The sequence below is a fragment of the Microcoleus sp. B5-D4 genome (assembly GCF_036705145.1).
Classification (GTDB): Bacteria; Cyanobacteriota; Cyanobacteriia; order Cyanobacteriales; family Microcoleaceae; genus Microcoleus.
On sequence record NZ_JAUBTV010000079.1, the window covers coordinates 1 to 23,840 of the forward strand.

Annotated in this window: 24 protein-coding genes; 12 read left to right on the forward strand and 12 right to left on the reverse strand. The window is 47.5% G+C overall.

Annotation, left to right across the window (positions count from 1 at the left end; translation table 11 throughout):
* Positions 1 to 146: 146 nt before the first annotated feature.
* Positions 147 to 2,210, reverse strand: coding sequence for a hypothetical protein (locus QUB10_RS26840; RefSeq protein ID WP_333206210.1), 2,064 nt, complete (start codon positions 2,208 to 2,210; stop codon positions 147 to 149).
* A gap of 246 nt (positions 2,211 to 2,456) precedes the next feature.
* Complete coding sequence (gene hslO, locus QUB10_RS26845; protein WP_333206211.1) at positions 2,457 to 3,356, reverse strand: Hsp33 family molecular chaperone HslO; 900 nt, start codon at positions 3,354 to 3,356, stop codon at positions 2,457 to 2,459.
* 403 nt (positions 3,357 to 3,759) lie between these two features.
* Here hslO and QUB10_RS26850 point away from each other — a divergent pair, with 403 nt between their 5' ends.
* Positions 3,760 to 4,413: a Crp/Fnr family transcriptional regulator gene (locus QUB10_RS26850; RefSeq protein ID WP_333206212.1), complete on the forward strand. Its 654-nt coding sequence runs from the start codon at positions 3,760 to 3,762 to the stop codon at positions 4,411 to 4,413.
* Between the two features lie 426 nt (positions 4,414 to 4,839).
* On the opposite strand, the gene QUB10_RS26855 is transcribed toward QUB10_RS26850, so the two are convergent.
* Complete coding sequence (locus QUB10_RS26855; RefSeq protein ID WP_333206213.1) at positions 4,840 to 6,060, reverse strand: FtsW/RodA/SpoVE family cell cycle protein; 1,221 nt, start codon at positions 6,058 to 6,060, stop codon at positions 4,840 to 4,842.
* 36 nt (positions 6,061 to 6,096) lie between these two features.
* Between QUB10_RS26855 and QUB10_RS26860 the strand changes: the two genes are divergently transcribed.
* On the forward strand, positions 6,097 to 6,519 hold the full coding sequence (locus QUB10_RS26860) for an EamA family transporter (RefSeq protein WP_333176798.1): 423 nt from the start codon (positions 6,097 to 6,099) through the stop codon (positions 6,517 to 6,519).
* A 112-nt stretch (positions 6,520 to 6,631) separates the two neighbouring features.
* Here QUB10_RS26860 and QUB10_RS26865 read toward each other — a convergent pair whose 3' ends face one another.
* The 4 genes from QUB10_RS26865 to QUB10_RS26880 all read right to left on the reverse strand — a co-directional run bounded on the left by QUB10_RS26865 (position 6,632) and on the right by QUB10_RS26880 (position 8,991).
* Positions 6,632 to 6,835: a phycobilisome linker polypeptide gene (locus QUB10_RS26865; RefSeq protein WP_006634929.1), complete on the reverse strand. Its 204-nt coding sequence runs from the start codon at positions 6,833 to 6,835 to the stop codon at positions 6,632 to 6,634.
* Positions 6,836 to 7,175: 340 nt separating this feature from the next.
* Positions 7,176 to 7,661 carry an allophycocyanin subunit beta gene (gene apcB / locus QUB10_RS26870; RefSeq protein WP_006634930.1) on the reverse strand — a complete coding sequence of 162 codons (486 nt, stop codon included), beginning with the start codon at positions 7,659 to 7,661 and terminating at the stop codon, positions 7,176 to 7,178.
* A 176-nt stretch (positions 7,662 to 7,837) separates the two neighbouring features.
* On the reverse strand, positions 7,838 to 8,323 hold the full coding sequence (gene apcA, locus QUB10_RS26875) for an allophycocyanin subunit alpha (RefSeq protein WP_333036136.1): 486 nt from the start codon (positions 8,321 to 8,323) through the stop codon (positions 7,838 to 7,840).
* A 506-nt stretch (positions 8,324 to 8,829) separates the two neighbouring features.
* Positions 8,830 to 8,991 (reverse strand): hypothetical protein, encoded by a 162-nt coding sequence (locus QUB10_RS26880; RefSeq protein ID WP_333206215.1) that lies wholly within the window; start codon positions 8,989 to 8,991, stop codon positions 8,830 to 8,832.
* A gap of 1 nt (position 8,992) precedes the next feature.
* On the opposite strand from QUB10_RS26880, the gene QUB10_RS26885 reads away from it, so the two are divergent.
* The gene (locus tag QUB10_RS26885) at positions 8,993 to 9,160 is read left to right on the forward strand and encodes a hypothetical protein (protein WP_333206217.1); all 168 of its coding nucleotides are present in this window, start codon (positions 8,993 to 8,995) and stop codon (positions 9,158 to 9,160) included.
* Positions 9,157 to 10,359, forward strand: coding sequence for a hypothetical protein (locus tag QUB10_RS26890; RefSeq protein WP_333206218.1), 1,203 nt, complete (start codon positions 9,157 to 9,159; stop codon positions 10,357 to 10,359). Before QUB10_RS26885 ends, QUB10_RS26890 begins: the two co-directional genes overlap by 4 nt.
* A 250-nt stretch (positions 10,360 to 10,609) precedes the next feature.
* On the opposite strand, the gene QUB10_RS26895 is transcribed toward QUB10_RS26890, so the two are convergent.
* Positions 10,610 to 11,194 (reverse strand): endonuclease dU, encoded by a 585-nt coding sequence (locus QUB10_RS26895; protein ID WP_333206220.1) that lies wholly within the window; start codon positions 11,192 to 11,194, stop codon positions 10,610 to 10,612.
* A gap of 100 nt (positions 11,195 to 11,294) precedes the next feature.
* On the opposite strand from QUB10_RS26895, the gene glpK reads away from it, so the two are divergent.
* From glpK to rpmA, 6 genes are all read left to right on the forward strand, one after another.
* Complete coding sequence (glpK, locus tag QUB10_RS26900) at positions 11,295 to 12,782, forward strand: glycerol kinase GlpK (protein WP_333206222.1); 1,488 nt, start codon at positions 11,295 to 11,297, stop codon at positions 12,780 to 12,782.
* Between the two features lie 74 nt (positions 12,783 to 12,856).
* Positions 12,857 to 13,228: a c-type cytochrome gene (locus tag QUB10_RS26905; protein WP_333206224.1), complete on the forward strand. Its 372-nt coding sequence runs from the start codon at positions 12,857 to 12,859 to the stop codon at positions 13,226 to 13,228.
* A 231-nt stretch (positions 13,229 to 13,459) separates the two neighbouring features.
* Positions 13,460 to 13,960 carry a DUF3122 domain-containing protein gene (locus tag QUB10_RS26910; RefSeq protein ID WP_333206225.1) on the forward strand — a complete coding sequence of 167 codons (501 nt, stop codon included), beginning with the start codon at positions 13,460 to 13,462 and terminating at the stop codon, positions 13,958 to 13,960.
* A gap of 325 nt (positions 13,961 to 14,285) precedes the next feature.
* A complete protein-coding gene (locus QUB10_RS26915; RefSeq protein ID WP_015176895.1) occupies positions 14,286 to 14,501 on the forward strand; it encodes a hypothetical protein in 216 nt (71 codons plus the stop codon).
* 380 nt (positions 14,502 to 14,881) lie between these two features.
* The gene (gene rplU / locus QUB10_RS26920) at positions 14,882 to 15,274 is read left to right on the forward strand and encodes a 50S ribosomal protein L21 (RefSeq protein ID WP_333036112.1); all 393 of its coding nucleotides are present in this window, start codon (positions 14,882 to 14,884) and stop codon (positions 15,272 to 15,274) included.
* Positions 15,275 to 15,301: 27 nt separating this feature from the next.
* The gene (rpmA, locus tag QUB10_RS26925; protein ID WP_190738131.1) at positions 15,302 to 15,601 is read left to right on the forward strand and encodes a 50S ribosomal protein L27; all 300 of its coding nucleotides are present in this window, start codon (positions 15,302 to 15,304) and stop codon (positions 15,599 to 15,601) included.
* A 304-nt stretch (positions 15,602 to 15,905) separates the two neighbouring features.
* Here the strand turns inward: rpmA and thiS are convergent, their stop codons facing one another.
* Positions 15,906 to 16,118: a sulfur carrier protein ThiS gene (gene thiS / locus QUB10_RS26930; RefSeq protein WP_006634943.1), complete on the reverse strand. Its 213-nt coding sequence runs from the start codon at positions 16,116 to 16,118 to the stop codon at positions 15,906 to 15,908.
* Positions 16,119 to 16,215: 97 nt separating this feature from the next.
* A complete protein-coding gene (locus QUB10_RS26935) occupies positions 16,216 to 17,298 on the reverse strand; it encodes a thiamine phosphate synthase (protein ID WP_333206226.1) in 1,083 nt (360 codons plus the stop codon).
* A 524-nt stretch (positions 17,299 to 17,822) separates the two neighbouring features.
* Here QUB10_RS26935 and QUB10_RS26940 point away from each other — a divergent pair.
* The gene (locus QUB10_RS26940) at positions 17,823 to 19,715 is read left to right on the forward strand and encodes a DUF1565 domain-containing protein (RefSeq protein ID WP_333206227.1); all 1,893 of its coding nucleotides are present in this window, start codon (positions 17,823 to 17,825) and stop codon (positions 19,713 to 19,715) included.
* Between the two features lie 719 nt (positions 19,716 to 20,434).
* On the opposite strand, the gene QUB10_RS26945 is transcribed toward QUB10_RS26940, so the two are convergent.
* Positions 20,435 to 21,112, reverse strand: coding sequence for a peptidoglycan-binding protein (locus QUB10_RS26945; RefSeq protein WP_333206229.1), 678 nt, complete (start codon positions 21,110 to 21,112; stop codon positions 20,435 to 20,437).
* 243 nt (positions 21,113 to 21,355) lie between these two features.
* On the opposite strand from QUB10_RS26945, the gene QUB10_RS26950 reads away from it, so the two are divergent.
* Positions 21,356 to 23,275 carry an SdrD B-like domain-containing protein gene (locus tag QUB10_RS26950; protein WP_333206230.1) on the forward strand — a complete coding sequence of 640 codons (1,920 nt, stop codon included), beginning with the start codon at positions 21,356 to 21,358 and terminating at the stop codon, positions 23,273 to 23,275.
* Positions 23,276 to 23,505: 230 nt separating this feature from the next.
* Here the strand turns inward: QUB10_RS26950 and QUB10_RS26955 are convergent, their stop codons facing one another.
* Entirely contained in the window at positions 23,506 to 23,709 is a 204-nt protein-coding gene (locus QUB10_RS26955) for a hypothetical protein (protein ID WP_333206232.1), read from the reverse strand.
* Positions 23,710 to 23,840 lie beyond the last annotated feature (131 nt).

A 23,840-nucleotide genomic window follows, 5' to 3' on the forward strand; every position in this document is an offset into this window, starting at 1 on the left:
CCAAAAAGGACGGGCGGGACGCCCATCCCACAATAACAATTAAAATTGTAAGTTATTTAATTCGCGATCCTTAGTCGGTTTTAACCGAATGCAAGCTGTGAGACGGGGGTTTAAACCCCCGCCCAATGTCGGGCAAACCAGTTAACCTAGCGATTGCCAGAGCTGGTCGGAGGCTCAGTTTCCGGCGGTTCGGGAGGGGGAGATTCAGACTCAGGAGGATTCAGCGACTCCTCCCAAACTTTGATTTGCGATCGAGCTTGCTCAAAAGCCCGAGTGCCCGAGGGAATTTTCTTCAAAGTCGCGATCGCCCCAGCCAGATCCGACGACGACTCTTCCACACCCAGCGCCAAAATCCGCTGGCTCCACTCATCAATCGCCTCACTCGCCTGCCACCGGAGCGAACTCGACTCGGGAACCTGAAGAGCCAGCGCAATAGCCGTTTGCAAAGCGTCAGCAGTCCCGGCTCGGGCCGTCTGACGGGCGTTCTGCAAACCTTGCTCGCCCTGAAATTGAGCCTCCCAAGTCCGAATGTTCGATCGAGCTTCCTCATAAAGCACCCGTCCCGATCGAATCCGGCGGGCCATCTCAATTGCCCCCGCCAAATTGCCGCCCGCCGCTAGCTGCTGAGCTCTATCCAAAAACGGCTGGTCAACAAGCCGCTGTCTCCTCTCGATCCAAGCTTGAATTTTGGCTTGAGCTTCCACGTAAAGCGCCCTACCTCTAGCAATCCGAGAAGCTTGAGCAACGGCGGCTTCCAGAGAATTCGGATCGCCCGTACTCGCCAAATCGTTCGCTCTTTGCAAATACGGACTGTCTTCCAGCAGCTCGATTTGACGGCTCAAAGTGCTAATTTGACGGCGAGCTTCCGAAGCGCGGGGATTTGATTCCGGGACTGTTTGCAATTGCGCGATCGCAGCCCTCAAATCATTTACCCCACCCGGCGCCGCCAGCCTGCTTGCCAAATCCAAAACTTTCACATCAGCCATTTCTTGTTGCCAGCGGCCGACTAAATCTTGAGCTTGTTTGTATAAAGGGCGGCCGGACTTCAACTTTTGAGCAATCTCGATCGCCTTGGAGAAACCCTCAACAGAGCCAGTCAAAGCCTGAGAAGTAGCATTCGCCAACTCATTAAAATCCTGTACTTGTTCCCTTAAATTTGCCGACTCTGGAATCTTATTAGCGATCGCCATCGCCTCCTGCCAATCCCCTGCCTGCAAGCGTTTTTGGGCGATATCCAGAATTTTCTTGCTAAATTCCGCGATCGCCTTATTGGCAGCTTGATACAAATAACTGTTTTGATCAATTCCCTCAGCCAGCTTAATCCCCGTCACCAGATTGTCGAGACCTCCCTCGGAGGCTTTATTCCGGGCTTTTAGCAACTTATTGCCCTCAGCCCGAGTCGTCTGAATTAGCTTAGTCAATTCCTCGTACTTAGCCGATTCCCAGAAAGTATTTCCCAAATCCAAAAGCAGAGTAGCTTGGCGGAAAGCCAGCGGCCACTCTTCCTGACGCAAGTGGTCTTCAGCCGTGCGGTAAATTTTCTCTGCATCGCTCCATATCGACTGCCACTTTTCAATCTGCTTTTCCATCTTCGGGTAAGCCGGAACGTTTTTAGGAACCTTACGAGCGAGGGCAATCGCCTCATCCAGCTTTCCTTCTTGGAAACTAGCATTTCCCAGCCTAATAATATCCTCCGACCACCGATCGATTTGAGTGTTAATTCTCGGCCGCAGCGGATGGTTTTGTGGCAAAGCATTCACTAATTCGATCGCCCTGAGCAAATCATCCGCCGTCCGCTTGCTTGCTGCTTCTTGAGCGCAAAAAAAGCGATCGTTAGCAGAAGCCGTCGGCCAAAAAATCTTTGAGCAATTTGACTGCGAGGTCAGGTTGAGCAAAGACGCAATTGCCACAAACCCCATACCCACCGATAGCATCAAACTCACCGCCAGCCAAAACTGCCACTTATTCGACCAGTTCCGCCAAAACGGATTGTGTTCCTCCGGCGGCTGCGAGTTTTCCCCAGACAAATTTGGCGGTAGTTCCAGATGCCCTCCCGGCAGTTTTCCCGAAGTAACCAACTCTCGGAGCTCTTTAAGTCGTTGGGCCCGGTTTTTCCTTGCTGGTAGCCGCACCAGCGACGAAGTATCCTTTGTTGACTCCAAGGATTCTGATGCCGACCAACGGCCTGATGTTTTGCGATCTTGACTCATATCCTCACCACAAACAGCAACCAGCCTGTCTTAATTATTTCAAAACAGCGATCGCTGCTATTGACTGCTCTATAGAATGTATTCATCACTTTGAAATACTCCTGCAGGCGAAAGACTGCAAGAGCCGATCGCCCAACCGCCAAAATCAAAATTTTGTGATTAGGTAATTGATAATGCGTAATTGGCAATTGGTCAAGGCCATCATCCCTAACTCGCACTCAATAGAGCCAATTACACATTATCGTCTCAAGAACCGGAGTTCGATCGCAAATCGCCGATCAGTTCCGCGAGTTGGTCGCTATTAGCTTGGTAAACCTCGTTGCAGAAATGGCACGTAGCCTCAGCCCCCCCATCTTTTTCAATCATGTCTTGGAGTTCCGCTTCGCCCAACATTTTCAGAGCTCCCAAAACTCGATCGAACGAACAGCCACAGTCAAAGCGCACCATCTGAGTTTCCGGGAAAATTTCCAAACCCATATCTCCCAGTAACTCTTCGAGAATCTGGTGCAGCGTTTTGCCCGATCGCAGCAGTGGCGTAAAGCCCGACAATTGAGCAACTCTAGATTCTAAAGTTTGCACCAATTTTTCGTCCGTTGCCGCCTTCGGCAGAACCTGCAACAGCACACCCCCAGACGCTTCTACCCCGCCCGCCCCCACAAACACCCCCAAAACCAGAGCCGAAGGCGTTTGCTCCGAGGTTGCCAAATAGTGAGTCAGATCGTCGCCAATTTCGCCGGAAACCAATTCTACCGTACTCGAATAAGGGAAGCCATATCCAACGTCCCGCACCACGTACAAATAACCGTCACCTATTGCTCCGCCGACATCGAGTTTGCCTTTAGCATTGGGCGGCAGTTCCACTTCGGGATTGTCCACATAACCTCGAACCGTTCCATCCAGTCCCGCATCAACCAGAAGCCCGCCCAGCGGCCCATCTCCTTTGATGCGAATGTTGACTCTCGATTCTGGCCGTTTCATGCTGGAGGCGAGTAACAGCCCTGCTGACATCGTGCGGCCGAGGGCGGCTGTAGCGACGTAGGAGAGCTTGTGCCGCTGTCTTGCTTCTTCGGTGAGGCGGGTGGAAATGACGGCTACAGCGCGAATTCCGCCCTCTGCGGCTGTAGCGCGAATTAATTGATCGGCCATGAAAAACCTTACTTTGTCTTTTGATACCTTCTTGAACTATTTTAGAAGTTCTTGAAAATTGTGGCAGCAGAGAGCAGCAGTTGACTCGGCGGGCCTGGATGTGCGATCGAACTTCAGAACTCGCCTCTGTTTTCTGTAAAACCTTAATTAACCGACTATTTATTAACAAATATTTTGATTCATTATTCCACTTAAATATTTATTTAAGATGCCCGGAATAACGAGTGCATTTATTTTCCATAATCCACCGTGTTCTCACTCATTTTATAACAACTAATGACTAATGACTAATGACTAAAGCTTATCTTGCCGCTAACCAGAAGATTACCAAACCTTTACCTTTGCCGGTTAGAGTCAGAGGCGTAGGTCTCAGACCAATGTTTTTTAGCTGGAAATAACGGATATGCCACCAACATCCAAAGCACTTTTAGCGGAAGTCCAGCATAACACAGGAGCGAGTCGAAACTTGCATTTTTATGCTAAGGGCGAAACCATTCCTATGATGTCGCATGGCCTGTGGCGAGTCTGTCAAGGTTTAGCACAACTGAGTACGCTTTATCCAAACGGGGAAGAAGGACTTTTGGGTTGGGTTGGGCCTTCGATGTGCTTCGGTTTGTGGTTGACAAGCTTGCAGACTTACCGAGCTACGGCGACATCAGATATGTATTTGATGTGGTATTCTATGGTGGAAATCGAAGCTTCTCCTCAATTGGCTCACGAGTTGCTGCCTCAAATGGTACGGCGGCTGCGGCAAATGGAAGCAATTTTGGCGATCGCCGGACAGCGGCGAGTAGATGACCGTTTGTATCAGCTACTGCTTTTATTGCAACAGGAATTCGGTCAGCCTGTGCTTGAGGGAACTCGTTTGAATATCCGTTTGACACATCAAGATATTGCTAATGCGATTTGCACGACGCGGGTAACAGTAACTCGAATGCTGGGAAAATTGCAGCAGCAAGGGTTAATCAGTCGAGATGGCGATCGGCATTTAATTCTTAACAAAGATGTTTTTGCCTCCACATCGGATTTGTTTAGCTGCAACCCTCAAGCAGTGTAGAACCGACAGCAATTTGCATCTACACTTTTTGCATCTACATAAAGTCTTCCAGTATTAGCTATCAAATCTCAGTGCATCAGAATTGTTTGTCTGGCTCTTCCTCCCGCTATCTACAGCAATATCTTTGCAGCCGGAAAAGATATAATTAAGCGGTGCATCTATTTAGGACTAAACTCAATGGCTAACTCAACTCAAGAAACACCGCAACCAGACAAAAAAGAATTAACTGAGATCACAGCTAAACCTCAAGAACAACAAGAAGAACCGCCAAATAAAGGTGACGGGCGGAAATAGTCGATCGCGCGGAATGATACCGCAGCAGAAGGTAAAGAAACCGGGTTTTTCACCTATATTTAAGGTTTTAGGCAAATATTTTGGTGAAAAAACCCGGTTTCTAGTCGCGCTTCCCCGAAATAACTTGACAAATTATTCGGTTTGTGTAGTGGCGTTGTTCGATCGTAACTTCGGCTTTTCCGGCTTCCCTCTGCGTCCATCCAAAGAAACCACATCAGCCTCAGAACTCTCCCTCGCCACCCGAATCAGCAACCCCGACAACAACAAACTTGCCAACATCGACGAGCCCCCGTAACTAAAAAACGGCAGCGGCAAACCCGTAGTCGGCAAAACCCCCGTCGCCACCCCAATATTCAACAGCGACTGTCCCACCATCACCACCATCACCCCAATCGCCACCAACTGAGACTCAATATTTCGAGCCTTCATCGCTACCCTCAAAGCCACAGTCGAGTAAGCCGCCAACATCAGCAACAGCGAGAAACCTCCCACCAAACCAAACTCCTCAGCAAACACAGCAAAAATAAAATCGCTGTACTGAATCGGCAAATAAAATAACTTTTGCTGCGACATCCCCAAACCCACACCCCAAATGCCCCCAGAACCAACAGCCAGCAGACTTTGAATCAACTGATAGCCGTCTTGCATCGGATCAGCCCAAGGATTGAGAAAAGACATAATCCGGCGGCGCTGATATTCCCTCAAACTAATACTTAAAACCGCTAAAAGCATTCCCCCCATAGCCGTTGCGCCCAACTGCAAGTAAGGTAAGCCCGCAGCCAAAGCCACCAACCACAAAGTCATCCCGCACAAAGCCGTGGTACTTAAATTTGGCTGCAACAAAATTCCCAAAAGCATTGCACCGAAAATTAACAGCCAAGTTAAGCGAACTTTATTTGTCAACCGGGGCCAGTTACCGAAAATGCGGGCGCTTTGGAGAACAAAAAACGGCTTGATTAACTCAGAAGGTTGAATAATCGGAACCGGGCCCAGAGATATCCAGCGAGTCGCCCCGTTGATGGTGGTTCCCACTCCCGGAACTAAGGTCAACCAGAGCAATCCCAGCAGCAATAAAACGCCTAACTGAGATGTTTTCATGATGTAGCGCAGTGGGGAGTACACTATCAAGTTAAAGCCGGCCAGCCCGATCGCCACTGCGATTAGCTGTCGTTTAAAATAATAAAGGCCGTCTCCAAATTCATAATTTGCAATGGGATAGGAAGCCGAAAACAATGCTGTCAGCCCGACAAACAGCCACAGAAAAGTCAGCCACCTCAGCCACCGGGCCTCAGCGGCCCATTGAGAGGCACTGGGGTCAAAAAAGGGAATCAAGCGTCGAATGTCATTAGCCATAGGATTTTAGAATGCTCTCAATAAACTCTAACAAAGATGGCTAAAGTACCAGATTGGTTAATTTACGCATTAATCTGTTCGCTATTATATGGTTTGTGGGGATTTTTTGGCAATTTAGCGACTAAATATATTGATTACAAAACTGCTTTTGTTTATGAAGCAATTGGCGCTATTTTAACTACTTTATTTATTATTATCCAAACTAATAACTTTAGTTTTGAGGGAGATGTTAGGGGAATTTTGTTTGCCATGTTAGTTGGCGTTTGTGGTACGGTGGCATCATTAGTATTTTTTATAGCCCTTGGTAAAGGTGAAGTTGCCAATGTAGTGAGTGTTACGTCTATCTACCCGCTGATTACTATATTATTATCGTCTTTATTCTTGAAAGAGGCTATTACATTACCACAAATGCTTGCTGTTTTGTTAGCGATAATCGCAGTTATACTTTCTGCTTATTGAAATATTTGTCAATGATTAAATTAACAACGCTGGGCATTCTTCCTTCTACTATAACAAACAAAAAAGAGGTCGATCGCGACCTCTTACCCCTCTACTAATCCAGCTTCGGCTCTTAAAGTAAACCTGTATTAGCACCGGGCTTACCGGTAGCCAGTTGCACTTTAATAATTCTGCCGCCCATTTTCATAATTCTTTGCTGTTCCCGGAACCAGTTGTCGTAAGGAACGAGCTTAGTAAAATAGGTATTTTGCAATTCGCGCTGAGTGCGGATGCGAGTTTGACTTGGGACGCAAGCAGTCACCTTAAACATTCTCATGGGAAACAAACTCCTGAGTAGGTTTACAGATTATTAGATGGATTTTTTAAAGATTGAAGGCAGGGAGTTAGGAGTCAAAACTAGCTCGTTAAAACTCGTCGGGCTTTCTCGGCAAGCCTTTGACGGTCTAGCAATCACTCTCAACTTCCCTGACCTCTTTTCAAAGTCAAAGGTAACAAGTCCAAAGTAAAAAGTTAAAAGTTAAAAGAGGCAAGAAATAAATCTTCTTCCTTCTTCCGACTTCCATCGGACTGAAATCTGTTACATCCGTTACATCAGTTACATCCGTTACAGAATCCGTTGCCGAACTTCCTTCTTCCTTCTTCCTTCTTCCTGAGTCTTAGCTCAAGCCAGAGCAGATGTAGTCGAAATAGACGCCCATTTCTTTACCAGCGTCAGAACCGACCAAACCGGCGGTGACTTCTTTCATTGCTTGGATTGCTTGTACGGTAGAACCGATGGGCACGCCCAAGGAGTTGTAGGTTTCTTTCAAACCGTTGAGCACGCGCTCATCGAGGATGGAAGGGTCGCCAGCTAGCATAGCGTAGGTGGCATAGCGGAGGTAGTAGTCCAAGTCGCGGATGCAAGCTGCATAACGACGAGTGGTGTACATATTGCCGCCGGGACGAGTTACATCAGAGTACAACAGAGACTTAGCAACTGCTTCTTTGACGATTGTGGCTGCATTAGCGCTGATGGCGGTAGCGGCGCGGACGCGCAGTTCGCCAGAAGCAAAGTAGTTCTTGAGCTTGTCTAGAGCGCTGATGTCGAGGTACTTACCTTGAACGTCAGAGGAATTGATAACGGCGGTAATTGCGTCTTGCATGGTTGTCTTGTTTCCTAGAAAGTGGCTGAGTCAGTCCAATTTTGGAGCTAGAATTTGGAATTTGGGATTTGGGATTTGAGATTTTTAACTGGCTGGTTATTTGCAAAAGCTTTTAACTTGTTGCCGGCAACCCCCAATTTTTCAATCTAAAATCGAAAACCTAAAATCGAAATTCCTTACTGCATCGCACCGATAACGTAGTCGAAGTAGGAGGAAGCTTCGGAAGCATCTTCTCCAGACAGCAGCGAGCTTGCTGCATTTTTCATAGCGCGAACGCCTTCGGCGACGGCTTCAATCGGGGTGCCGAGAGATTTGTACATTTCGCGGACGCCGACAATACCGATTTCTTCGATCGGAGTAATGTCGCCAGCTACGATTCCGTAGGTAATCAAACGCAGGTAGTAGTCCATGTCGCGCAAGCAAGTTGCGGTCATTTCTTCGCCGTAAGCGTTGCCGCCGGGAGAAACAATATCAGGGCGCTTTTGGAAAAGTTGGTCGCCTGCTTGCTTGACGATGCGTTCGCGGGATTCGCTCAAAATTTGGGCGATGCGGACGCGGCGTTCACCAGAGGTGACGAAGCTTTTGATCCGATCTAATTCACCTGGGCTCAAGTAGCGAGCTTCGGCGTCTGCGTTGACGATTGATTTGGTGACGATACTCATCTTGTGTGTACCCGCTGGATATTTTGCTATATGAACTGCTCTGCGCTGAGCTAGCGAAAGCGGGCGCTTGTGTCCCGTATCTTTCCTGCTCAGGCAGGAGCTTTGACGGGGAAGGCTGGACTTTCCACACTCAGCAACTGTTGAAGTTGTTGGCGGTTGACTGCCTTCGGTGCTTAACGGCGCTTGTTCTTCACACCGGTGCGCTTGTGAGTGCCCGCACTAAGCCTGTCGCTTACAATACCATAAATGACTGATGCGATCTTTAATTTATGATAAAGATTGCAGCAGGCCACTTAGTGGCGATCGAGTGACTGTCGGACAGTTAGTAAGGATATTGCTCCTCGGACGCAACTACCTCTCGCAAGTATTTTGAGGCATTATGTTCACATTCTGAGTGTTACTGTAATAGTTTGTAACATTCCTTTTCATATTTTGGGCCCTCGCTTGGGTCTGAGGAGTTAAAATTTCACAGTTAAAAAATTGCTAAAATTATCTTGCAGCAATGGTTACAGGCGATCGAGCCTTGAGCGGGAATTGTGACGGGCGACAGCGCAACCCTCAAAGACTTTTCCCTTAGAGGGAGACAGGCGGGAGACAGGCGGGAGACAGGCGGGGAGAGGTGCGATCGTCTCACACTCACATCTTGCACCATTCTCAAGAACAGGCAAGATGCCTGTTCCACAAAGAGTAGATTTTCTTGTGGGGAGTAGGGGTTGGGCATCCTGCCCGCCCGTGAAAGGCTTATTAACAATGGTGCCAGATATCAGATCATCGGAAATCCTAACTTTCGAGCTTGTAGCTAGATTTGACTCTCACTTTAAATCTGGTGCGCCGTGAAAAGAAATCTATCAGCCCTTAAAAAAGCTTTACAGTTTGGCATTAGCGGTGCTGTCGGCGGTTTCGTCGGCAATCTCATCACCGAACCTTTCATGCAGGGGCTCACTGGTTCGGAATCTGTTTTTGACAGTGTATTTTCTACAGCTCGCTGGTTTGGATTGGTAGGCGGTGGTATTGCTACGGCTATCATGTTCGGCTATTATTACTATATCAAAGGCAAGCCTCAAATTACACAGGCTTTAAAAAATGGCGGATTGTTTGGTTTAATAGCAGGAGCCATTTCTGGGGCGATCGCCGAAGGTATTTATAGCGGAATTGGCGACGGAAACAACGAATTATTGCGAGTAATTTGCTGGGGAATAGCTGGCAGTTTGTTAGGACTTGGACTTGCACAGCGGATTCCTAATTTGGGAGCGCTTCGCGGCACGGGAGGCGGCGGTGTTGGAGGAGTTTTGGGCGGCTGTTTGTTTATTCTGTTTGCTTACAATCTATCCGGTACTGCGGGCCGTTTAGCTGGCTGTGCTGCGATCGGTTTTTGGATTGGAATTATGCTAGTTGTAGCTGAAACTTTGTTCAACAAAGCTTGGCTGGTAATTAGTTACGATACCGGAGCAAATCGTACTCTCACTCTGGGTTCGGAACCGATCACTTTTGGCAGTGATGAAAATTTGTCTATTATCTGCATTCCTAATGTTTCGCCCTTGGCCATGCGGTTTCAATTGGAAGCAGGTCAAATTGTTTGCGAGAATGTTGATAGCGGGGCCGTGAGTTATTTGCGATCGGGCGACCAAAAGAAAATCGGCAACTGTACAATTACAGTAGGAAACTCTGACTTGCCAGCCCCAACACCGACAAATCTTCCGCCTACTTTTATATCAGATCAGCCCGCAGTAAATTCTTTTACCAGCCGCCAATTTTCCCTGAAATTAGGAAGTCGAGTTATTCCTCTGAGTGCGGGAACTCAAATATTCACTTCTGACATACCGAGTTTAACAGCCGCAGCATCTAACGGTCTTGTAGCTATAGTCACTTCTCGATCGAGAAACGAGCTTTCGTTAGGATTGACCAATTTGTGCGATCGCGCTTGGTGGGCTACAGACATTCAAGGCGATATAAAAATGGTAGAACCTGAAAATACCCTAACTTTGGGGTTGGGAACTAAAATCGAATTCGGTGAATTAGAGGGCGAAATTGTGTAATTAAGCGAGTAGAAACTGAGATATTGCACCATTGTCAATAAACTTTTCATGGCCGGGCAGGATGCCCAGCCCACAAGAAAATTTACTCTGTGTGGAACGGGCGGGCAGGATGCCCAACCCCTACTCCCCACAAGAAAATTTAGTCGGTGTGGAACGGGCATCTTGCCCGTTCTTAACAGGATATCCGGCCCACCGCACAAAAAAATTTCCTCTGTGTGGAACGGGCATCTTGCCCGTTCCTAACAATAATTCAAGCAGAACTGCCACTAACTCCATTAATTACCGCCGCACCAATCAAATGAGCCAAACGCAAAGCTTCAGGAACTTTACCAGTGTCTGTCAAACGCTGGAGTACCCTCGCTATTACTTCCGGTTGTTCGCCACAAACTTGAAAAAAGAAAGGTTCAAAAGCGTGAATTTTCCCAGCGCGGCGCAACAATTCTAAACGGTATTCCGAGTCGGGTAAATGGCGGAGGGCTTTTTCAACAGCAGCTAAATTTGGTTGGCGGCGCATGACAGCAACGCAAGGAATTTGCAGCCGCGATGCTAACTCGGGAAGGTCAATAATATTGAAGCCACCGAAAGCAATTCCGTCTAGCAAAACCAGATGCAATTGCGGCAGAAATTTGCCTCCGAGGAGTAGCCCAGAAATAGCATCCGTGGCATCTAATCCGTCTGGCAAAACTTGTCCCCACACCATTCCTTCAAATCGAGTTCCCCCGCAGACTATGCCCGCGATCGACACCAGGCTGCCGCTTGTACGAGAAAACGGAGCGTCGTCAAAGCCAATAACCTTAATTGTGCGATCGAGCCTCAGCAAATCTGCCAGTTTCAACTTGTGGAGTTCCCTAAGCTAAAGTTTTTGACATTAATTTGACTTCTAGATATAGTATCATATACGTTAAAGACCTCATTACTAAAAATATTTTAGACAATTGGTAAAAAAATACGTAGCAGCGATCGACCAAGGAACCACCAGCACCAGATTTATCATATTCGATCGCCTGGGACAGATAATTTGTCGCAACCAACAAGAACACCAGCAAATCTATCCCCAACCAGGATGGGTTGAACACAATCCCGATGAAATTTGGCAGCGCACCCAAAGCGTGATTAAAAATGCCCTCGAAATCGGCAATATCGACCCGAAAGATATTGCTGCACTCGGTATTGCCAACCAGCGCGAAACTACAATTGTTTGGGACAGAAACACTGGCAAGCCTTACGGCAATGCGATTGTTTGGCAAGATACCCGCACTCGCTTTATTTGCGATCAATTAGCTGAAGTTGAGGGCAAAAATCGATTTCAAAAACGATGCGGTTTACCGCTGGCAACTTATTTCAGCGGGCCGAAAATTAAGTGGATGCTGGACAATATTCCAGGATTGCGGGAAGCGGCAAATCAAGGGGATGCGATTTTTGGCAATGTCGATACTTTCCTAATTTGGCACCTGACTGGCGGCGCGCACATTACCGATGTTACCAACGCCAGCCGCACGATGCTGATGGATTTGCAAACCCTCGATTGGGATACCGAAACTTTGGAAATAATGGCAATTCCCCGCCAGATGCTGCCAGAAATTCGCCCTTCGAGTCAAGTTTTTGGAACTGCAAAAGGATTGCTTGCAGGGGTTCCGATTGCTGCTGCTTTGGGCGATCAGCAAGCCGCCCTCGTCGGGCAAACTTGTTTCAATCCGGGGGAGGCGAAAAATACTTACGGTACGGGCTGTTTTATGCTGCTGAATACTGGTGAGACGATCGTCCCTTCAAAGCAAGGATTACTAACAACAGTCGCCTACAAGATGGGGGAATCGCCCGCTGTGTATGCTTTGGAAGGCAGTATTGCGATCGCCGGAGCTTTAGTGCAGTGGCTGCGCGACAATTTGGGCATCATCAACACATCTGCGGAAGTAGAAACATTAGCAAATACAGTCGAAGATAGCGGCGGAGTTTACATTGTCCCGGCATTTTCTGGACTCTACGCGCCCTATTGGAAAGACAGCGCGCGGGGAGTAATTGCAGGTTTAACTCGCTACGTGACTAAGGCACACATTGCCCGCGCAGTATTGGAAGCGACAGCGTGGCAAACGCGGGAAATTTTGGACGCTATGAATCAGGATTCAGCAGTGCAGCTTTTGTCTTTAAAAGTAGACGGAGGTATGGTGGGAAATCACACGCTGATGCAGTTTCAGAGCGATGTTTTGGGAGTGCCTGTGGTGCGGCCTGTGGTAGCAGAAACTACTGCACTCGGTGCCGCTTATGCGGCCGGTTTAGCCGTAGGTTTTTGGAGTCAGCTAGCCGAATTGCGGGACAATTGGGCGGTGGATTGTACTTGGGAACCGAAAATGCCGATCGCACTTCGCGAACAAAAATATCGCTTTTGGAAAAAAGCAGTTTCCCGCACATTCGATTGGGAAGAATAAATCGCTGAGTTAACCCCAAAATCCGTATTTAGTGATATCCTTAAATCCAGCACTATTTTTCAAATTGCAAATAGATGATTTCGCTAAAGAACTTAAAAAACATTATCACCGCCTTTCTATTGATACTGACACTGGCATTTGTAGAAATCGCTGCTAATTCCCAAATGGCGATCGCAGATACAACTACAAATCCCACAACTGCAGCCGAAGTCTTCAGCGCCAACTGTGCAGGCTGTCACATCAACGGCAGCAACATTATCAGGCGCGGCAAAAACTTGAAACAAAAAGCCTTAAAAAAATACGGCATGGATTCCATCGCCAACATTTCCAACTTAGTAACCAACGGCAAAGGTATTATGCCCGCTTACAAAGATCGTTTATCTGAACAACAAATTATCGATGTTTCAGCTTACGTGCTATCCCAAGCTGAAACCGATTGGAAATAAACCCGAATATGTACATTGTAAGACCAAGTTTAGCGCCTAACTTCAGGAAAACAAGCCGAGGTATAATGTAGGGGCAGGTTTAGCGCGTAACTTGGTCATAGATGAATAATCTTTATACAAAACCTGCCTGCTTCTTGTCTTTTATTGTTCATCCCTTAATAATCTCAATACAAACTTGTCCTTTTTTCTGTTTTTTGCTAAAAACCTGTATATTATTGGAGGTATTGCAAGTTGAAAAAACATTATTGGTGGCGTAAAACTTTAATTATTATTAGCTTGTGCTTGTATCTGATATTAGCTAGCAGCCCGCCCGCTTTCGCCTCGATTCACAAATATCCCGAAACTGCCGAGACAGTAATGTTCCGATCCGTACAAAGCCTGCGCAATACAGACGATAAAGCATGGCAAGTTGTTTTGTACAAGCGAGTAAAGTCGGGAGTAGTAAAGTCTTTAAATCTGAGATTAGTAGGATTTCCCGGAACAGAATTGCAGCACCCGGTTCCGCTGAAAGTTGTGGCGGGGAAGCGCGAAATTGGCAATGCTAATGATATTTGGAACGAGTCGGATTTGCCAATTAATGTCGGAGAATACGATTTCAAATCAATAATTACACAAGTGGAAAGTAATCGACCTTTGCGGTTGAGTTTGCCCGTGAAAAATCAAAAACAAACAGAATTGCTGGTTCCTCCTTTTGCTGTCAGAGAATGGCGGCTGTTGTTAGATAGAAACTAAATATACCAAGTTAAGCGCACTCTACATTTAAAATCGATACAATTTGCAATGTCACAAATGGCTATATTTAAATTATGCCTTAAGGTAGATTTAACGTAGTTGAAGGATAATGTTGTCTGACAAAAACTAAAGATACCAATTTAATCGCACTCTACATTTAAAATAGCTACAGTTTCATCAATGTATCAAAAATAACTTTATTTACATAGACCTTAAGGTAGATTTAACCTATTTGAAGGGTAATTATGAAACAAACTAAAAGCTGAGTTAGTCAGGTGACAAAACTTCAGTGTTTTAACGTAGGTGTATTCAGGGTAAATCTACTATGACTTTAATCAGTAAAATTGTCCGAAAAGCATTGGCAACAGGTTACTTAACGGTTGAGGCCGAAGAACAGTTGCGACAGCAGTTGCAGATGACTAAGTACGGTTTAGAAGATTTTGAGGCTTTTATTAATTTGCAAAAAGAGGTGATGGAAGGTCGGGTGAAACAGCAAGCTTTGGAATTGTTACGATCGCGCAAATGTTCTGCGACGGCTTGAATCGACTGCGATCGACCTTTTGGATCAATGGGATAAAAAAGTTACAGCATCTTCTATATTTTATCCCTAACAGGGCTTACGCATTAAGACCGAAGAAACCGGGTTTTTTACCTAATCTCTGGCTGAAAACGAAGAATTTTCGTAAAAAACCCGGTTTCTGACCACCCGTGCCTAAGTTTTACCTAATTAGAAATTTCCGGTGCCATAAAACTTGACAAAACTCCAATAATCCGCAATAATTGTAGATTGTCTGTCTAAATCCGGCTCGGATCAGGTTAAGACATTCCAAAAGCTAGAGAGCAGTCAGCAGTCAAAAGTCCACAACGACCAATGACCAATGACTCATCAGCTACCTGTACGGCAATTTCAACCACCATCCCATGACTTACGCAATCATTGAAACCGGCGGCAAACAATTTCGGGTAGAACCAGGCCGCTTCTACGACATCGAACTGCTTCACGTTGAAGCTGAATCCAAAGTCACCATAGACAAAGTATTTCTGATCCAGCACGAAGGCGAGGTTCATATCGGCCAGCCTCTACTAGAAAATGCCACAGTAGAAGGAACGGTTCTACGGCATTTCCGGGGCCGCAAAGTCCTCGTCTACAAGATGAAGCCGAAAAAGAAAACTCGGAAGAAAAAAGGGCACCGTCAAGAAACAACTCGCTTTATGATTGACTCGATTAGCGTCAACGGTACAGTCTTGGCCGCCAGAGACTTAACTCAAGCAGTTGTGGAAACTCCCCAAACCGCCGAAACTGATTCAGAATAAAACATAGTAAATACAGTTGAGGATATTATGGCCCACAAGAAAGGTACAGGCAGTACACGTAACGGACGCGACTCTAATTCTCAGCGTCTGGGTGTCAAAAAGTACGGCGGTCAAGTTGTCAAAGCTGGCAACATTTTGATCCGTCAACGCGGCACTAAAGTTCACCCTGGTAATAATGTTGGTATCGGCAGAGATGATACTCTGTTTGCCATGATTGACGGTGTAGTGACTTTTGAAAGAAAAGGCAAAACTCGCAAGAAAGTCAGCATTTATCCTGTTGTAGCAGCACCTGTGGCTGAACCAGTGGCTGAAGCTGTCGCAGTTTAATTCTTCGTTCCTAGGTTCGGCAGATTCCTGACAACTTAGCGTAGAACCGATAGTCCGACAGGGGTTGAAACCCCTGCCTCAAAGCTAAAGTCCTCTGAAGAGGACTGAAGAACTCATTTTTCCTCGTTCCTAGGCTCTGCCTGGGAACACATATCTAGAGGCTCTGCCTCCTGATTTTCTATGTTATTAGAAAGTTACAGGAGGCAGAGCTTTTTGCAATTTGTTTCCCCGGAGAAAGGACTCTGGGTGCTTACCAAGAACCAGAAAAGCTGGAAAAACTCTCGTTTTTACTCCTAAAAATTGCCTAGCCTCCTCCGACAATTGTGACAATTTCTAAGATGTCGCCCTCTTGCATCTGTGTAGTTTCCCAAAATTGTTTGTGCAGAATTTCGCCGTTGTACTCCACAGCCACCAAGCGCGGGTTTAATCCCAATTGTTTTAGTAATTCTGGTAACGGTGTGTCGATCGCACAATTGCGGGTTTCTCCGTTAACTTGCAGCGCAATTTGATTTATCATAAGTAAAATATCAGTTTTCAGGGCGGGTTTGGTAACAAAATTATATTTTATGCACAGATTTCCTGTGCTAAACCCGCCCTACAAATCTCCAATCAACCTAGCTTTTTCCGTGCAAAGCTTTTTGAGCTTTGAGATTCTGCATCCGAATCAACTGCGAGATGAAAAACTGCGTGACTAAAGTAGGCTGTTCTGCTTCCATAATCGCGCGTACTATCGCAACCCTTTGAGCTCCGGCATTCAATACTTCATCGAGGTTGTTGATATCAATTCCACCGATCGCAAACCACGGAATCGGCGACTTAGTAGCAGCATACCGCACATAGTCCAAACCCGCCGCCTGTTTATCAGGTTTAGTAGGAGTGGAGTAAACAGGCCCAACTCCAATATAGTCGGCTCCCGCATCAACCGCTCGCTGCATTTCCTCGCCATTCGTAGTCGAACAACCAATGATGCGTCCCGGGCCGAGCAACTTGCGCGCTTCCGCCACAGGCAAATCTTGCTGTCCTAAGTGTACGCCGTCGGCATCCGCTGCGATCGCAAAATCCACGCGATCGTTCACAATCAGCAAAGCATCGTAGCGGTGACAAAGTTCGCAAAGCTTACGCGCGTTGGCCAGCTTTGCGCCGTCGTCTGAGGTTTTGTCGCGGTACTGCACCAAAGTCAGTCCCCCTTGCAAAGCAGCTTCCACGACCCCCATCAAGTTGTCTCTCGGCGAAGTTACAAGGTATAACTGCGATCGAAGTAACTGCTGGTAGCGCCGGTAAGCCAGCAAATCGCTTTCGAGAGTATAAACCCGATAGCGCATCTGCTTAAAAGCCGCGCCCATATTCCGATCGTAAATTTTGCCATACTCTTCAAGTACCCGCAGAGCTTCTTCCACCCGACAGAAATTCGCCTCCAGTAGCTGCTGAATGCTCGAACGCTGCTCTTCCTGCGGGTGACTCAACTCCGTACCCGGATCAGCGGGCGTATCCCTAGCGCTGCGAAGTTCCGCGACGTGCCAAGCAGCCAATTCTTGACGCAGTTGCTTGCACTCCCCAGCTAAATCCGAGCTGTTGAGACCAAACCTGCACCATTCTTCAATAATTCTCAACCCTTCGCGCGATCGATCTAAATTTGCATCTAAAATCCGGCAGAGGGCTGGCTGTGCCGGTAAAGTTCTGTTTTGTTTGTCGCTCATTCAGAACCACCCTAATTATAATTAATCTTACCAATCAACCCGCTATATTCTCCCACGCCGTCAAGATTGTGGCAAAGCAGGCGGCTTAATTTTGGCATAAACCGATGTAAATTCGACAATTTTTTAAATTTTATTGAATTTTCATGAAAACAAAGCATAATAGATCAAACTTGATGAGAGTGGAATCGTTAAACTGCATACCACACTTCGGAGGAGAGCCGTGAGGTTGATTAACAGTAAGACTTTTTCTGACATTTGCTAAGAATCACTTACATTTGCCAGAGGTCTTCATGTCATATAGAATGAATTTAGCCACTCAGATGTAGGTGAAAAACCTTGGTAGTACGCAACCGCTATATAAATAAGTTGCCTCTACATTATCAAAGCAAATAATCTGATTGGCTAATAGCTGTAAGCGATAACCAAGCTGAACGCAAGAATATAAGTGCTTGTAGAAATTTCTACGGGCATCGGTTGATACGCCTTGGTTGAGCTCATATCTCAACTTATATATTTGTTAGCAAATGTTAGCAAAAAAGTATCGGTTAGCAGAACAACACAAAAGATTAACAGCAGAAAACCCCAGCAGGCGGGTGAAATCAAAGTTCGATCGCAAAAACCCGACACCGAACTCGGGAAGCGGAACTCGGATCGCAAATCAGTGGGGTTTATTTATGCTCCTAAATTCTCAATATAGCGAGTGCAAAGAAAAGCGATCGCAAAAATCTTGTCTGAGTTCTTGCCTTCTGCTCGTTTTTGCGATGACCGCCCTTTGCAACCATCAACCGTCAGTTATCGCTGCCGGGATACCGATAGTGCAGCTAGTTTCTCAGACGCCGCAGAGCGACATTAACATACTGTACGTCAGCTCGACAGGGGGCAGCGACACAGGAGGCAACGGCAGCGATCGATCTCCGTTCAAAACCCTTACCTACGCCTTAAGCGTAGCCCCGCCCAAAACAGCGATTTTGCTAGCGCCCGGTACTTACAGCGAGCAAACCGGCGAAAAATTTCCATTAATGCTCAGGCCCAGCGTGACAGTTCAGGGAAATCCCAACACTCGCGGTCAGAATATTGTCATTAAAGGCGGAGGATACTTTATCAGTCCGACTTCGGCGGGTCAAAATATCGCGATTTTAGGCGCAGATGGGGCGGGACTCAGCGGGGTGACGGTGACGAATACCAACTCTCGCGGTTACGCTTTGTGGATCGAATCGAGTTCTCCGACGGTTGTTAACAATACTTTTTCTGGTAGCACTCACGACGGAATTTCGGTAGTGGGTACTTCCAGACCGACGATTGGCGGGAATGTTTTCTCGAAAAATGGAGCTAACGGCATTACTATTTTTGGTAGTTCCCAGCCGGAAGTTCGAGATAATGTGTTTGAAAACACGGGATTTGGGGTGAATGTAGCGCAGAACGCTTCGCCTCTGCTAATCGGTAACAAAATTACTCGCAATAAAGATGGCGTGGTGGTGCAAGCTAATGCTAGACCTGTGCTGCGTAACAATTATATCGAGAGTAATCGCCGGGACGGAATTGTGGCGATATCGAGAGCTCTGCCGGATTTGGGAACTGCTGCCGAACCGGGGGGCAATGTCATTCGCAACAACGGTCAGTACGATGTGAACAATGCGGCCAAAGGTCAAGTAATCCCAGCTTACGGCAATCAATTGTTGAGAAACCGGACGACGGGATCGGTGGATGTGGCGGGAACTTTTACCCCTGGGCCAATGGGGGGAAGTGCTTTGCAGCTAACGACCGATCGACCTCCCAGTATCGGTGGCCCAGACACTTCTCTCCCGGCTTACACTCCCGGCCGGCTAAGTCCCAGAAGTGAAAGAGCGCCACTTCCCCCGCCTGCGCCCGTTTCCAGGCGACCGGTGCAAACTCGACCCGTAGCGCCCAGCACTCGGTTGCAGCAAGAACTTTCTGGGAGGAATGTCGGTGCTTCATCGGTAGTCCCAGGGGCGATCGCAATTCCTGTGCCCGATCCGAATTATCGATCGGTTTCGGAAATTTCGGTACAGCAACCAATTATTCCTCCCAATTTTGATAGTTCGAGTTCAGTTTCTTCCGAGGGTAGATTGCCGGTTCCTGGCCGCAACATTCCTATCGGAAGGGGCGGCTATGTACCTGCTGCTTTAGGGGGGAATTCTTGGCCCGATGCCGCGGATAATTCGCCGTCATTCGATCGAGCCAGAGCTTTGGGTTTCCGGTATCGAGTTGTGGTGGATGCCAACAGTTGGGGCGATCGACAAAAAATCAAATCTCTCGTTCCCGGTGCTTTTCGCTCTTTTTCCAGCGGACGACCGGTGATCCAAGCCGGTGCTTTTCGGGAACGCGAAAAAGCTGACGAATTGCTACAAATGCTCACCGCTAACGGCTTGAATGCTCGAATTGAAGAAATTAAATGAAATGGTCATTAGTCAGTAGTCATTAGTCATTAGTCAGTAGTCATTAGACCTCTTTCAAAAATAACTAGGACGGGCATCTTGCCCGTTCCACAAGAAAAAATGTTTTTTGTGGAACGGGCATCTTGCCCGTTCCCAAATTTTATTAAAAGGACTTTTGCAAGAGGTCTATTAGTTTGTCAACTGTAAACTATCAAAAATTTTAGGGCCTAGCATATCGGATGCCAGACCCTAAAAAGTTTGTAAATTAAGTTGATTCAAGTGGGTTTTTAGCTCTGCTGAGTTTCAGCAAACTACAACTAAGGTGGACTTTTTGGCAACTACTCTGCGGACGAGCTAGCTATCAGCGGAGTCTATTCAGACTTCTGTGTTTGACTGTGCGATCGCAACTTTTGATTCATGCAATAGCCTCAAGCTATCTAACAAATACGAATCGCCATATCAACCTTTCTTTGCTAATAAGCTACACGGTTCAGGCGTTGCCTGCGGACTAGAGCCGAGCGGGACAAATACTCTAATTCCAAATTTTTAATCCAAGTTTTTTGTGCTTCTTGGTTTTGCCCCTCATGTTTTTAAGTTAACACCAACTCCGCGCATAAAAACACTTTGTTTACCAAACTTGACACTTTTTGACGTGTAGAAATACTTCCAAAAGCGATTATTAACAATTTGTACGATCGCCCAATCGCGCAACGTGCATAGGCGGCACTATTGGTTGGCTGTCAACGCAGCAGAGCTTCCCAAGTTGCGCGGCCGACAATGCCGTCTGCTGGCAGTTGATATTGTCGCTGAGCCGCCTTAACAGCAGCTTGAGTTTCCGGGCCGAAAACGCCGTCAGCACTCACCCGCAAAAATCCCTTGGCCCGCAGCCGTTCTTGCAAATCTCTGACTGCCGCCCCCCGCATTCGTCTTCTTAAAACCGGAAAATTTGTTGGCTGCCCTTGGGGGTTAATCTCTGAATCGTCGGCATTTACAGCATCGTTGGCGATCGGGTTTTCGATCGCACTCGGAGTCGCAGGAAACAGCCTGTTCCAAGTATCTTGACCGACTATGGCGTCGGGAGGCAGGCCTGCTGCTTCCTGGAACTGAGACACAGCTCTAGCGGTGCTTTGTGAGAAAATCCCGTCTACAGTGCCAGTATAAAAGCCCAACAATTGAAGAGCAGCTTGGAGTTCGATCACTTCCTCGCCGCGGCTGCCCAATTTGAGAGTGGGGCGGAAGATCGCACCTGTTTGAGCGATCGGGCTATTGCTGTTACTCTGTTCGGAGGTAGGTAGCTGTGCGACAGCATGAGTAGGGGCGATCGAGCCTATTGCCAATAAACCGCACAAACTCCAGCCGAAGAGCAAACTTGGAACCTCGCGGGCTTCATTCCAGCTTGCTATCAAGTTTTGGGACATTGGGAATTCGACCTCTGCAAAACTGGTAGCGATCGTACATCAAATCTGGAAAAAATTTACGCATCGGCCCGCGCAGGGCATGGGGCATGGGGCATGGGGCATGGGGCATTGGGCATTTCTGATTCCCGGCCCTTCCCTTTCCTAAAAATAATTTATCCCCTGAAATAGCTGCAATTTGCAAAAAAACTGCTAGATTGCCCTACAGAAAACATTGAACCGCGTTCATTGGGCCCCAGCAACACCATGTCCGAATTCAGAACCGCCAGCCAAATAGACATCGGCAACGTCAACATCGGGAACTTCCAAGTCGGCAGCATCAGCGGCACCAAATACAACGACTTCAACGCCAACGGCCGCCCTGATCCCGGAGAAGTTCCCATTCCCAACTGGCAAATCTACCTCGACCTCAACAACAACGGCCAGCCAGAGTTTAACGAACCTTCCACCCTCACAAACCCGCAAGGCAACTACATCTTCGCCAACCTGCCGCCGGGAACTTACCAAGTTAGGGAAGTCCAGCAGCCGAACTTTCGCCAAACTACCCCAAATCCCGCACCCATCACAATTACCAGCGGCACAAATGCTGGCAATATCAATTTTGGCAACAACTTTAACGCAGGGACGATCGCAGGCACAAAATTCAACGACATCAACAACAACAGCAGCCGAGATCCGGGCGAACAAGGGCTAGCTAACTGGCAAATTTACCTCGACCTCAACCGCAACAACAGGCTCGACGGCGGCGAACCTTTTACTTTTACAAACGTTGAAGGCAATTACGCTTTTGTCAATATTCCTGCAGATACATATTTGGTAAGAGAAGTCCAGCAACCGGGTTTTCGCCAAACCACACCTGACCCCGGCCCGGTTAACGTTACTTCCAATGCCACTGTCAACAACATCAATTTTGGCAATGTCTTTTTTGTCGGCAGCATCAGCGGTCTCAAATATAACGACCTCAATGCCAACAGCGTCCGAGATGCGACAGACCCGCCTCTGACCAACTGGCCAATTTACATCGACCTCAACGGCAACGGCAGCTTTGATCCGGGCGAACCCAACACCATCACAAACCCGCAAGGCAACTACACTTTTGCCAATGTTTCTCCCGGTCGATATTTGGTGAGGGAAGTCCAGCAACCGGGATGGGTACAGACTACGCCAAATCCAGGCCCGATCGACATCATCGGCAATACCAACGTTGTCGGCGTCAATTTCGGCAACAATTTTCCCACCGGCAGCATCAGCGGCTTCAAGTTCAACGACCTCAACGGTAACGGTATCAACGAACCGACGGAACCGAGAGTTGCCAACTGGCCGATTTACCTTGATTTCAACAACAATGGCGCCCGAGATCCGAATGAACCTTCGACTTTAACAAACCCCCAAGGTAATTTCTCTTTTATCAATTTGCCTCAAGGGACTTATGTGGTGAGGGAAGTCCCGCAGCCCGGTTTTCGACAAACTACGCCCAATCCGACTCCCATCGCCGTGGGCAACGGCACAAATGCCACTAATCTCAGCTTTGGTAACGTGTTGGTGACTGGCACGATCAGCGGTGTGAAATTCAACGATTTTAACGCCAATGGCCGCCTAGATCCTGGGGAACCGCCGATCGCCAATACTCAAATTTACATCGACCTCAACAACAACAGCAGTTTAGATCCGGGCGAAGCGAGTACCTTAAGCGACGTTCAGGGCAATTACAGTTTCCGTAACGTTCCTGTAGGTAGTTATGTTGTCCGCGAAGTTCCGCCGCCCGGTTTCATTCCAACGACTCCACCTGCGGTGGTTGTGGTCTCGGCAGAGATTCGGGCTAGCAGCATAGATATCGATTTGGTGACTGGAGAGGCTGAGGGTCTGTCGGCTAAACCCTTGGGCGACCCGCTGACGGATGCCCGTAACTATGCGGGCGAACCTGCAGGCAATATGGGGGCCGATAGCTTGCTTTTGAGCCAGTGTCGTGATAGTGATCAAATTAGTAAATTTTTGAGTGATGGATTTTTTGCAAATTTAGGCAATACTCCTAACTTTGGGCAACAGAATGTCGGTCTGGAGCCTAACGGACAAATTAGTAATTTTGTCAATACCAATGAATTAAATAATCCGGCGATCGCTCACTCGTTGGTGCCGATGGGCGCGAGAGATTTCGGGGTTATGTAGGGTGAGACAAAGCTTGATCGCCCGGAATCCCAAACCGCAGATAAAAATCAGGATGAGGTGAAAGGGCGATCGCGTGATACCCTATTGTTGGCAACCTCCAACACTCAAGCCTAAGTTCCGGCAACTCCGAAGCTGGCTTGTATATTGGGTGCAAGATTCAGAGGCAGTAGCATCTCTGTAAGTGAGAAACTATCAGGTAATTCCCCCAAACCCGATCGGCGTATTTCCAGTCAGGGCAAGTCATAATCAAGTCCGGTAGCTCGATCGATGCTGGGATATCTGTCATTGGCAATCCCAGAGGAGGCGATCGTCAAGCACAGCGAACCAGGACAAACAAGAACAATGCAGCCGGACTTGATATCAGGGGGAGAAGTCAGTCTTAGGCTTTTTAAAGCTCGAAACAGCAAGTATGTACGGACACAGAAGGCGTGCAAATCATGAAGATGTTGCCCTCAAATTGCCAGGGCTCTTCAAAACCTGATATACTTGCCAGCGACAAAGCTTGAGGCATTGTTGTGTGAGATGGGAACATTACCTCAAGTGCAGACGTATGTAAAATCGAGTA

Coding starts and splice junctions, on each gene's coding strand:
- QUB10_RS26840 (WP_333206210.1), bottom strand. CDS start 2,210: ATGAGTCAAGATCGCAAAACATCAGGCCGTTGGTCGGCATCAGAATCC.
- hslO (WP_333206211.1), bottom strand. CDS start 3,356: ATGGCCGATCAATTAATTCGCGCTACAGCCGCAGAGGGCGGAATTCGC.
- QUB10_RS26850 (WP_333206212.1), top strand. CDS start 3,760: ATGCCACCAACATCCAAAGCACTTTTAGCGGAAGTCCAGCATAACACA.
- QUB10_RS26855 (WP_333206213.1), bottom strand. CDS start 6,060: ATGGCTAATGACATTCGACGCTTGATTCCCTTTTTTGACCCCAGTGCC.
- QUB10_RS26860 (WP_333176798.1), top strand. CDS start 6,097: ATGGCTAAAGTACCAGATTGGTTAATTTACGCATTAATCTGTTCGCTA.
- QUB10_RS26865 (WP_006634929.1), bottom strand. CDS start 6,835: ATGAGAATGTTTAAGGTGACTGCTTGCGTCCCAAGTCAAACTCGCATC.
- apcB (WP_006634930.1), bottom strand. CDS start 7,661: ATGCAAGACGCAATTACCGCCGTTATCAATTCCTCTGACGTTCAAGGT.
- apcA (WP_333036136.1), bottom strand. CDS start 8,323: ATGAGTATCGTCACCAAATCAATCGTCAACGCAGACGCCGAAGCTCGC.
- QUB10_RS26885 (WP_333206217.1), top strand. CDS start 8,993: ATGCCTGTTCCACAAAGAGTAGATTTTCTTGTGGGGAGTAGGGGTTGG.
- QUB10_RS26905 (WP_333206224.1), top strand. CDS start 12,857: ATGATTTCGCTAAAGAACTTAAAAAACATTATCACCGCCTTTCTATTG.
- QUB10_RS26915 (WP_015176895.1), top strand. CDS start 14,286: ATGACTTTAATCAGTAAAATTGTCCGAAAAGCATTGGCAACAGGTTAC.
- rplU (WP_333036112.1), top strand. CDS start 14,882: ATGACTTACGCAATCATTGAAACCGGCGGCAAACAATTTCGGGTAGAA.
- rpmA (WP_190738131.1), top strand. CDS start 15,302: ATGGCCCACAAGAAAGGTACAGGCAGTACACGTAACGGACGCGACTCT.
- thiS (WP_006634943.1), bottom strand. CDS start 16,118: ATGATAAATCAAATTGCGCTGCAAGTTAACGGAGAAACCCGCAATTGT.
- QUB10_RS26935 (WP_333206226.1), bottom strand. CDS start 17,298: ATGAGCGACAAACAAAACAGAACTTTACCGGCACAGCCAGCCCTCTGC.
- QUB10_RS26940 (WP_333206227.1), top strand. CDS start 17,823: ATGTTAGCAAAAAAGTATCGGTTAGCAGAACAACACAAAAGATTAACA.
- QUB10_RS26945 (WP_333206229.1), bottom strand. CDS start 21,112: ATGTCCCAAAACTTGATAGCAAGCTGGAATGAAGCCCGCGAGGTTCCA.
- QUB10_RS26950 (WP_333206230.1), top strand. CDS start 21,356: ATGTCCGAATTCAGAACCGCCAGCCAAATAGACATCGGCAACGTCAAC.